General features: G+C 38.9%; 8 protein-coding genes. 2 read left to right on the top strand and 6 right to left on the bottom strand.

The window, feature by feature from the left end:
* Positions 1 to 52 precede the first annotated feature (52 nt).
* The 5 genes from AC5YCE_RS13480 to AC5YCE_RS13460 form a co-directional block, all read right to left on the bottom strand.
* Complete coding sequence (locus tag AC5YCE_RS13480) at positions 53 to 985, bottom strand: IS5 family transposase (RefSeq protein ID WP_496171020.1); 933 nt, start codon at positions 983 to 985, stop codon at positions 53 to 55.
* 149 nt (positions 986 to 1,134) lie between these two features.
* Positions 1,135 to 2,550 (bottom strand): deoxyribodipyrimidine photo-lyase, encoded by a 1,416-nt coding sequence (gene phrB / locus AC5YCE_RS13475; RefSeq protein ID WP_496172383.1) that lies wholly within the window; start codon positions 2,548 to 2,550, stop codon positions 1,135 to 1,137.
* 191 nt (positions 2,551 to 2,741) lie between these two features.
* A complete protein-coding gene (slyD, locus tag AC5YCE_RS13470; RefSeq protein WP_496126835.1) occupies positions 2,742 to 3,224 on the bottom strand; it encodes a peptidylprolyl isomerase in 483 nt (160 codons plus the stop codon).
* 145 nt (positions 3,225 to 3,369) lie between these two features.
* Positions 3,370 to 4,710: an NAD(P)/FAD-dependent oxidoreductase gene (locus tag AC5YCE_RS13465; RefSeq protein WP_496172382.1), complete on the bottom strand. Its 1,341-nt coding sequence runs from the start codon at positions 4,708 to 4,710 to the stop codon at positions 3,370 to 3,372.
* A 299-nt stretch (positions 4,711 to 5,009) separates the two neighbouring features.
* On the bottom strand, positions 5,010 to 6,314 hold the full coding sequence (locus AC5YCE_RS13460) for a D-alanyl-D-alanine carboxypeptidase family protein (protein ID WP_496172381.1): 1,305 nt from the start codon (positions 6,312 to 6,314) through the stop codon (positions 5,010 to 5,012).
* Between the two features lie 179 nt (positions 6,315 to 6,493).
* Here AC5YCE_RS13460 and AC5YCE_RS13455 point away from each other — a divergent pair, with 179 nt between their 5' ends.
* Together AC5YCE_RS13455 and AC5YCE_RS13450 are read left to right on the top strand one after the other, a co-directional pair.
* Positions 6,494 to 8,197 (top strand): M61 family metallopeptidase, encoded by a 1,704-nt coding sequence (locus tag AC5YCE_RS13455; RefSeq protein ID WP_496172380.1) that lies wholly within the window; start codon positions 6,494 to 6,496, stop codon positions 8,195 to 8,197.
* A gap of 61 nt (positions 8,198 to 8,258) precedes the next feature.
* On the top strand, positions 8,259 to 8,972 hold the full coding sequence (locus tag AC5YCE_RS13450) for a hypothetical protein (protein WP_496172379.1): 714 nt from the start codon (positions 8,259 to 8,261) through the stop codon (positions 8,970 to 8,972).
* A gap of 40 nt (positions 8,973 to 9,012) precedes the next feature.
* Here the strand turns inward: AC5YCE_RS13450 and AC5YCE_RS13445 are convergent, their stop codons facing one another.
* Positions 9,013 to 9,795 carry a pseudouridine synthase gene (locus tag AC5YCE_RS13445; protein ID WP_496172378.1) on the bottom strand — a complete coding sequence of 261 codons (783 nt, stop codon included), beginning with the start codon at positions 9,793 to 9,795 and terminating at the stop codon, positions 9,013 to 9,015.
* Positions 9,796 to 9,892 lie beyond the last annotated feature (97 nt).

Here is a 9,892-nt window from a genome sequence, read left to right as displayed (position 1 = left end):
GGCTTTGTTGCACAAAGGTTTGAAAGGCAGAGCTACCCTAATTGAGTTAAATTTAAGAGACAACTTGGGTATGAGGGCGACCTAATTCTGTGAATTTATTCAAGACCGCTATGCGTGCATGAATCTCATTCACCTGACTAGGGAAACTTCTTGATGTTAATTTATCGCCTAATAATTTGATGCAATGCATCTTGGTTTCCACCAAACTTCGACAATGATAACCAGACCACTTTTTCCAAAGCGATCTTCCTAGCCGTTTGACTGTTTTCAATAACTCATTGCGTTCTATAGACCTCGCTTGTTGATCTTTCCAAGGTTTTGCATTCTTTCTCGGTGGAATGACCGCATATGCATCTCGATCTAAAATGAGTTGTCGGCAGTGCTTTGTGTCATAAGCACCATCTGTATAAACAGAATCAATTTGTTCATCCAAGGGAATTTGAGCAAGTAAATCTTCAAATACTTGAGAATCACTGACATCATTTGTGGTGAGTTGTACTGCACGTATTTGCAGGGTTTTAGCATCTATAGCAATGTGAAGCTTACGCCATTGGCGACGATATTCAGACCCATGTTTCTTGCATTTCCATTCACCTTCACCAAGAAACTTCAAGCCAGTAGAATCTACAAGTAGATGCAGCCCATTACTACTTTTTTGATAGCTAATCGCAATATCAATATGCTTCTGTCTACGACAAAGGGTGGAATAATCCGGAGCTGTCCAATCTAATCCACAAAGCTTAATCAGGCTTTGAACAAAACCTGTAACCATGCGTAAAGAGAGTCGAAATAGAGATTTGATCATTAAGCAGCATTGAATCGCTGTATCGGAATAGGTTTGATTTCGACCTTGCTTGCCTTGTGATTGTGCATACCACTGAGTCTTTGGATCAAACCAAATGGAAATATTGCCTCGATTAATTAAGGCTCGATTATAGGATGACCAATTGGTTGTATGGTAGATTTTAGCTGCAGGTTTATTCATTTTGAAATTATATTGCTGAATAAGCCTTACATGCTAGGTTTGTGCAACAAAGCCATTCAAAACTGTTCTCTACATTGATATTTCAAAAAGGCTGTTCTCATGAAGAATAGCCTTAGATTTTTTCACTTAAGGAATATCAAATAAAAAAATTAAATTCCTTTAAATGCCTCTATCGCTCTCATCCGACTTTGTTTTAAATCTACAATCGGTCTTGGATAATCCAATTTTAAATTAGGATTTTTAGCATAAGGATCATGAATACTTTTGGCATCTAAATGTGAAAGTTCAGGAACCCAGCGTCGAATATATTCACCTTCAGCATCGAATTTCTGAGACTGACTGATCGGATTAAATACTCTAAAATAAGGCACTGAATCAGTCCCTGTAGAGGCACACCATTGCCATCCACCATTATTGGCAGCTAAGTCGCCATCGATGAGATGTTGCATGAACCATCGTTCGCCTAGACGCCAATCAATCAACAAATTTTTACTGAGGAACATCGCAACAATCATTCGAACACGATTGTGCATCCAACCTGTTGCTAACATTTGACGGATCCCTGCATCCACGATGGGCACGCCAGTCAAACCTTGTTGCCAAGCTTCGAGGTCTTCAGGGGCATCTCGCCATTGGATGTTTTGCGTATTTTCTCTAAATGGTAAATGCTTTGATACTCTGGGAAAATCATACAAAATATGTTGATAGAATTCACGCCAAAGCAATTCATCTAGCCACGTTTGCTGACCTTCGGAATCGAAATTTAAATACCCTTGTTGAGCGCTAAAGAGTGCTTGAAGACATTGGCGGATAGAAATCGCACCAACATTTAAATAAGTCGAAAGTTGACTTGTTCCATTGAGAGCAGGGTAGTCACGTTCGGCTTTATAGAATTCCACTTGATCATCAATGAATTGACTCAAAACGTCCAAAGCGTGTTGCTCACCAACCGCAAGTTCATGCTCATTTTTTTTAAATTCAGGATAAAACTGTTGGATGCTAGGAATCGGTCCTATTAAGACTTCATCTAAACGAATTTCATCTTGAATCTGTGGCAAATCATAACAAGTCGGTAGGGAGATGCTGAGATGTTCATAGCAATTTTTTTTGAATGCACCAAAGACTTGATAGGGCAAATTCGATTTATTGCGAATCGATCCAAGTGGAAACAAGGTGCGATCATCATATAGCTCGAATCTAACATCGATGTGCTTAAGTGATTGCTCAACAGCTAAATCACGCTGTATTTCATTGAAACCCGCTTCTTGATTGGCATGGACAGATTGAATGTTTAGTTGCTGACATAATGCTAAAAGGTGAGCGGGGATATCTTTCCAAAGCGGAATAGATTTCACCAATAGTGGAATGTTGTATTGTTCAAGGCTGATTTTTAGTTGTTGGAGTTGTCTCAGGTAAAAATCGATTTTGATTGGGGCATCATCGTGTAGCTTCCATTGATCAGGTGTCAGATAAACAATGGCAATCGTTGTTCCTGCTTGTGAGGCATGCCACAAAGCCGTCTGATCATGAACACGTAAGTCTTGTCTAAACCAAATCAAATGCATGTCTAACTTCAATCTTTGAACTTTTCTTGATTATATAAAGATTAAATTCAGTCACCGTTTATGCAATGTAAAGATTTTATCTATCTGAATATAAATTCACCGAAAGAATAGAGTCACGGGTTGAGGTAAAAACGAAGCAACAAAAAAGGCAAAGTAAATACTTTGCCTTTTACCATAAAGATCAAATGATCTTAGTGGTGGTGACCACCTGCACCGTGTACGTGACCGTGATCTAATTCTTCTTGAGAAGCTTCACGAATTGATACGATTTCAACATCAAACGTTAAATCTTGACCAGCCAATGGGAAGTTAGCATCAACGATTACGTTTTCGCCTTCAACAGATTTAACAGTTACGATTTGAACGCCATCATCAGTTTGAGCTTGGAATTGCATACCCGCTTCGATGTTTTCAACGCCTTGGAACATTTTTGCTGGAACTTCTTGAACTAAATCAGCATTGTATTCGCCATAACCTTCAGCTGCAGGAACTTCTACAGTGAATTTATCGCCAACTGCTTTACCTTCTAATGCTTTTTCAAGACCAGGAATAATGTTTCCAGCACCGTGCAAATATGCAAGTGGTTCTGCTTGAGATTGGTCGAGAGTCTCGCCTTCAGCATTCGTCAATTTATAGTTAAAAGAAACCACAAGGTCATTTGCAATAACAGTCATGTTAATGATCCATACAATATTTTAAGGGTACATCATAAAGTGAAATACAGTTTTTGTAGACTAAATTTGCTAAAAAAATGCAATTTCCATGGTTTTGCCATGTTTTATGATCGTTTTTTCATTGATTGGGGCATATTTTTAGATTTCAATGCAATTTAATTTTGGGTGCGATTTTGCGTGCGACAAAATCCTTTGCTGTTAACAATCCTGCATGCGCATACCCATAAATCGTGGCTTGATGTAGACGATAGAGTGATACATACATCGATTTCGCCACAAAACCTTGTACATTGACCTGTCCAAGGAGTTCACCGACTGCTTTATTTTCACTTAAAGAAACCAATGAGCCTTTGTCTGAGAAATTAAACATCGGCTGCGGTTTACCTTTAATACGCGCTTTGATCGCCTCCACCATAAAAGTTGCCTGCTGGCTGGCTACTTGTGCACGAGGACCCAGCGGTTGATCACGAGCATCGAGTATACAATGCGCACAATCACCTAAAGCAAAGATATTCGGGTCTGCTTTGGTTTGCAGTGTCGCAAAAACCTCTATACGTCCCATACGATCTTTGGTGAAACCTTCCAGCTCTTGAATCACTTTAGGTGTTTTGATTCCTGCTGCCCATACTTTAAGTTCAGCGGGAATGCTGGTGCCATCATTAAAGTAAATATGTTGAGCATCGACTTTTTCAACACGTTTCGTAGTGAGAACATTCACTTTCATCAGTTCGAGTTGTTTAAGGCTATGCTCCGCTATTTTTTCAGACAAAGCAGGCAAGATTCGATCTGCGCCTTCAATCAGGCTAATCACCACTTTTTGAGGGTTAATTTTATTTAAACCATACTTGTAAAAATTTTGTTTGGCATGAACCAGTTCTGCTGCCAGTTCAACACCCGTTGCGCCTGCACCAATAATTCCAATATGTAATTCACGATCTTGATCTTGGTTTTGAGCATCAATATGTAATTCACGATCTTGATCTTGGTTTTGAGCATCCAAATACAGATGCAGTAAATCTTGCTGGAAAATTTCGGCCTGAGTCGGTGTGTCGAGGTAGTGACAAAAATCTTTCACGCCTGTGGTATTAAAATCATTTGAGACTGAACCGACTGCCAAAATCAATGAGTCATAACTGAGCGTCAAGGTTTCATTGCTTTGTTCATATTTGGATGCTTGAGATTTCGCTAAAATAATCTGTTTTTGATCACGGTCAACATTTTCTAGACGACCTAATACAAACTCATAATGATGCTTGACTGAATGCGCAAAATAATGGGTTCCTTCATCATGCGTATTCATGGTGCCTGCAGCAATTTCATGCAAGAGCGGTTTCCAGATATGCGTCAGCTTTTGATCGACTAAGGTGATTTTTGCTTTTTGAGATTTGCCGAGCGTGTCACCGAGTTGAGTGGCAAGTTCGAGACCGCCTGCACCACCACCCACAATCACGACATGATGAAGTTTTGAATGATTTTCTTTTGACATAATTGACCTATTATTATTTGATTTAAAAGCATAAAAAAAAGAGATGGTATTAATATGCCATCTCTTTTATCTAAATCAGACTTAATTGTTCAACATGTTACAGATTTACAATAAAAAGTTGATCAATTTGATCGGGATTGAATGATTACTCTATTATTTTGAGTACTTTAGGAACTAATGGATTGAATTTCGACCCCAGTATTATAAACAGAATAAAAGTACGATTCTCTTTTCCTTCTCTTTAACAAATCTCATTTCCTTTCCTATAAGCAGAGGGATGTACTGTGGTGAGTTTGCTTTTAGTTCAATAAATGGATTTTAGCCTGACTTTCAGCACCCATTGAAAATAATGATTTAAACCAAATGATTGTTTTTTCAAACCAAGAGGCTTCCTCAAGCTGAACTTCATCTTCAATCATGATGCTTTTAATCAGTTTATGGTCTTGATAAACGTTGACTTGAGCCAGTTGAACCATTTTGGCTAATGGCGCGGTTAATGATGAGTTCACAAGCTCTACATTTAAGTGTGTTTTTGTTTGAGTTAAGGGTTCGACTGCAGTCACAACGCCAAATTGATCAGGTTGCATGATGCGATAACTGACATTATCAAACTGATTTAAGTCAATCATAGCGTCAGGATTGTACAGCGCAGTCGTGGCAAGTTTAGGTTGCTTAGATTCAACCTTGAACATTTTCAGAGTGGATTGGACGACTGGCAGTTCTGCAATCAGTTGCTTATCTTTAATGATGACTTCATTACGACTGTAGGTATAAGCCAAATTCATCAGCTTGTGCGCAACTTCAGCACGTTTAAGCGCATTTTTAGCACCCAAAACCACCACAATTAAACGACGGTTAGGTGACTCAAAGTTTGTGGTGGCACGATTTGCAGTTAAAGCAAGGTTATAACCTGCGGCTTTGGTAAATCCAGTTTTTAAACCATCCACAGTTGCATCTTGTTTGAGTAAAATATTAGTCGCGCGGTGGAAATGTAAGTTGTAAGTAAAGCTTTGTTGTTTTGAATAATACAGATAATCAGGAGTCTCTACAGAAAGGGCTTGTCCCAATAAAGCCAAGTCATGTGCAGTTGAAAAATGATCATCCATCGAAATACCTGCGGTATTTGAAAAATGTGTATCCTTCATGCCCAATGCTTTGGCTTCTTGGTTCATTCGCGCAAGAAACTTTGGAATATCTCCTGAAATTCGTTCAGCTAAAGTCACAGCAGCATCATTTGCAGACATCACGATTAACCCTGCCAACAACTGATCTACCGTGATTAGCTCATTGGGCTTTAAGTACATTTGGGATTCATCCCACTGCACGATATTCACCACAGGGGTCGCCGTTAAAATCTCATTCTTATTCAATTTGCCTGCTTGTATATCTTTCAATGCGATATAGGCCACCATCATTTTAGTAAGAGATGCAGGCGCACGTTGTACATGACTATTGTGTTCAGCAATGATTTGACCCGATTGCGGATCAAGTATCGTCCATGCTTCAGCTTCAACGCTCAGTGGATCGATTTTGAGTAAGCTTGCATGTAACAATGTTGTGCAGAAAAAACTGATGAGAACGCAGAGTGAGATGATGATTTTCAACGGTATTACCTTTTAGAGCCGATCCAGTGGCAGTGAGATATCAAGCACCCCGCATGCTATGCCTTTTTTTTTGGCTTCGCTAGTCAGTTTTGTAGACAAATACAACGAACTGAGCAAGTCTTGTAAAAAAAATGATAATCTAGATGCAAATTTTCGCTTTAGTATTTTAAAGACTTATTATGTTGCATTATCAGATCGAATTTGACGATTATCGTCAGCATCTCATCCACGTGACTGTACGTTTTGTCGCAGAACCGACTCAAGTGTTGTCCTTACCGACTTGGATTCCGGGTAGCTATCTTATTCGTGAATTTTCTAAGCACATCGAAGGCGTGCGTGCTTATGATGAAGATGGTCGTTTATTGCAAATTCGTAAGAATGAAAAAAATAAATGGCAGTTGTTCAATACCGACTTTGAGCTGATCACTGTTGAATATGATGTCTATGCGTATGATCTGTCTGTACGTGGGGCGTATGTCGATCAAACGCGTTTATATGTCAATCCTGCGTGTGCATGTTTAGGTTTAGATGGTCAGGAAGATAAAGCTGTTGAAGTGGAACTGTTCTTGCCACCAGAGTTAAAACATTTCCAACTGGCGACAGGACTTCCTTCAAAAAGTTTAGTCAAAGGGCGTTATACGCTTAAAGCGAAAAACTATGCTGAACTGATCGACTCGCCTTTTGAATTGGCAGATCAAACACGTTTTAGTTTTGAGGCCAATGGCATTCCGCATGAGTTTGTGGTTTCAGGCAAACATGCCATGAATGAACAACGCATGAAACAAGATATTGAAAAAATCTGTGCGACAGAAATTTCAATGTTTGGTTCAGCACCATTTGAACACTATACGTTTATGACTATGGCAACAGGAAATAGTTACGGTGGTTTGGAACATCCAAACAGTACCAGTTTGATTTCTCCGCGTGATGATCTACCTAAAGCCAATGAGCCTGTTGAGCCATCAGCAGATTATCAACGTTTCTTAGGTCTATGTAGCCATGAATATTTCCATTCATGGTTGGTCAAATTCATTCGTCCTGAAAACTTTGTGAACTATGATTTAAACAAAGAAGGTTATACCTCTTTGCTTTGGATTTTTGAAGGATTCACGTCTTATTACGATGATTTGATTTTGCTTCGTAGTGGTGTGATCAATCAAGAGTCATATATCAAACTATTAAAATCGCAAATTGATCGTTACTTACAAAACCCAGGTCGTGCAATTCAGACTGTCGCTGAGTCGAGTTTCGATGCGTGGGTGAAGTTTTATCGTCAGGATGAAAACTCAAATAATGCTGGTACAAGCTACTACAACAAAGGCTGTTTAGTGGCGCTTTGCTTAGACTTAGGATTACGTTTACGTGGTTCAAGCCTGGATGCATTGATGCGTAAGTTGTATGAAAATGCGCAAAATGGCATTCAAGTGAATGAACGTACCATTTATGAGTTAGCGAATGAGCTAACAGGCGATGATTGGTCTGAACAAATTAATCATTTGATCAATACGACAGATGAATTGCCACTGGATCAGTTGTTCCCTGAGTTTGGTTTAAGCTATAGCTTAAATAATGACAAATCGCTTCCGTTTGGTTTGAAGTTGGCAGATAAACCAGAAGGGGTGTTGATTCAATCTGCACGCCGTGATGGTGCTGCGGTACTTGCAGGACTTTCTGCCAATGATGTGATTGTGGCGATTGATGGTTTAAAAGCGACAACGAAACTTGTTGAGCAATACGCCAAGCAAGATGGAACGTATACCGTGTATGCTTTCCGCCGTGATGAGTTTATGCAATTTGATGTGAAAGCATCGAGCAGTACCTTGACTGAAGTCGAACTGAAAGTTGAAGATCAAGCTAAAGCTGAAAAATGGCTGAAAGCTTAATTGCTAAGATTTGAAAACTCATGTAAAACCCATACTTAGCTATGGGTTTTTTTATAAGAAGATGAATATTAAGAAATTAAATTGGGGCGTGATCATTACCATCACATGGATCGTTGGTATTGCTTATATTTGGCTGTTTGGAAAATTGAATTCTCCAGAATCTTTGAATGAGCTCGGCGATTTTCTTGCAGGTGCATTTGCACCGATTGCATTCTTATGGTTAGTTTTAGGATATAGACAACAAGGAAAGCAGTTAGAGCAAAATACCAAAGCATTAGAACAACAGGAAAAGGCACTTCAACTTCAAATTGAAGAGATGAGGGAGAGTGTAAAACAGCAAAGACAATTAGTAGAAATACATAATTTAGAATTGAAAAATAATTATTTATCAAGCAAGCCATCTATAACTTGCACTGTTATTGATGGAGAAGTGTTTAATAAACAGATTGCTGATGGTCAATTTATCTATTTTAATTTAAAAATTATTTTAAAAAATGAAGGTAGAGCTGAGGCTAAATCTGTAGCTATTAATTCAGAAAATGGTTATTTGGAATTCATTAGAAAATTAGATATTGATAAGGAATATGAAAAAATTTTGATCTTCAAACAGCACGATTTTACTATAGCTAAATTCAATTTATATGCTCATTTTAGTGTGCAATATAGTGATATATACCAAAATGAATACAGTCAACACTTTGAGGTAAAAGGAACGATGATCGATGATACAGATGGGAATGAAAAATGGGAAATCATTATCGTACGTCATGAATAAAATAAAGCCCTCAATTAAGGGCTTTATTTCTTTTAACTAATCAACCGCGACCACGTCCACGAGGCGCTTTAGTATTTGGACGTGTTGTACCGTTGGTTTTACGCTTCGGTTTCTCACTGTCATCCATCTGCCAAATACGCTTTGTTCCTGATTTTTTCACAGTTCCATCTTTTTTCTTACGAACGATCGGCTTACCACCCGTACCACCCGGTTTTTTCACATAAGAACGTGAACGGTATGGCTCTTCAGCAGGAATGCTTTGGAAATCAGGATAAAGCAAAGGTTCGATTTCTTTGGTTTCACCCGGTTGTAAACCCATTTGAATCAAATCAATTGCACCGATTTTGGTACGGATTAAGCGAAGCGTCGGGAAGCCAACAGCAGACGTCATACGACGAACTTGACGATTACGACCTTCACAGATTGAAATCTCAACCCAAGACGTTGGAACAGACGCACGGAAACGAACAGGTGGAACACGTTCCCACAACCATTCAGGCTCAGCAACTTTGGCAGCTTTAGCAGGAAGCGTCATGCCATCTTTAAGTTCGATGCCTTTGCGAAGCTGTTCTAAAGCTTCTTCAGTCACATCACCTTCAACCTGAACCAAATAAGTTTTAAATTTCTTATTTTCAGGGTTGGTGATGTATTGGTTTAAACCACCGTGATCAGTAAGGAATACTAAACCTTCAGAGTCCATGTCCAAACGACCCGCAAGACGTAACGATGGATCATTTACGAAATCTGCCATCGTTTGGTGTTTTTCGTCAGCACGGAATTGGGAGAGGACGTCATAGGGTTTGTTAAGAATGACGATTTTCATATGGGATAACTTCTGTAATTCAAAAATTTAAAAAGCTCAAGATTTATTCAATAGAGAAATGTTGTTATTTCCTACATAAATCTCAAAAACAGCGAAT

This window comes from Acinetobacter sp. CY79, assembly GCF_059515845.1.
Note: the sequence above shows the minus strand (reverse complement) of the source record. Positions and strands in the feature narration are given on the sequence as shown.

What these genes read in the sequence shown, in the direction of transcription:
- AC5YCE_RS13480 (WP_496171020.1), bottom strand. Translation starts at nt 985, where the DNA reads ATGAATAAACCTGCAGCTAAAATCTACCATACAACCAATTGGTCATCC.
- phrB (WP_496172383.1), bottom strand. Translation starts at nt 2,550, where the DNA reads ATGCATTTGATTTGGTTTAGACAAGACTTACGTGTTCATGATCAGACG.
- AC5YCE_RS13455 (WP_496172380.1), top strand. Translation starts at nt 6,494, where the DNA reads ATGTTGCATTATCAGATCGAATTTGACGATTATCGTCAGCATCTCATC.
- AC5YCE_RS13465 (WP_496172382.1), bottom strand. Translation starts at nt 4,710, where the DNA reads ATGTCAAAAGAAAATCATTCAAAACTTCATCATGTCGTGATTGTGGGT.
- AC5YCE_RS13445 (WP_496172378.1), bottom strand. Translation starts at nt 9,795, where the DNA reads ATGAAAATCGTCATTCTTAACAAACCCTATGACGTCCTCTCCCAATTC.
- slyD (WP_496126835.1), bottom strand. Translation starts at nt 3,224, where the DNA reads ATGACTGTTATTGCAAATGACCTTGTGGTTTCTTTTAACTATAAATTG.
- AC5YCE_RS13450 (WP_496172379.1), top strand. Translation starts at nt 8,259, where the DNA reads ATGAATATTAAGAAATTAAATTGGGGCGTGATCATTACCATCACATGG.